The sequence below is a fragment of the Vibrio marinisediminis genome (assembly GCF_014050145.1).
In the GTDB taxonomy this organism is placed as follows: domain Bacteria; phylum Pseudomonadota; class Gammaproteobacteria; order Enterobacterales; family Vibrionaceae; genus Vibrio; species Vibrio marinisediminis.
In genome coordinates this window covers 1-259 of record NZ_JACFYF010000296.1, presented here as the reverse complement: position 1 = coordinate 259, position 259 = coordinate 1, and the positions used below count along the sequence as shown (strand labels likewise).

The window sequence follows — 259 nt, the reverse complement described above, 5'->3', positions numbered from 1 at the left end:
CAGACATAACCACCATCATAGCGATCACCGTCCTTGCCGTAGGCAGTGTAAAGCTTCTCTACGCCCTCTTGGCGCAAAAGATAGCCGCCAGATTTATTAACAGCCCCATGGCGAATGCGGCAAAAACCGTAGCAGGCGGTGCACTTGTGGGGACTGGGGCTTATTTGATTGTGAAAGGATGACTCCCCAGGATTACGCACGCCTAATGCAAATCACAGTGCAGGTCGACAGCTGATTCGAACTGAAACATGCCCTTTAA

Annotated in this window: 1 protein-coding gene; it reads left to right on the top strand. The window is 51.0% G+C overall.

Annotation, left to right across the window (positions count from 1 at the left end; genetic code table 11):
* The coding region (locus H2O73_RS21950; RefSeq protein ID WP_220457771.1) for a hypothetical protein at positions 1-182 on the top strand (182 nt) is incomplete at its 5' end.
* Positions 183-259: the final 77 nt, after the last annotated feature.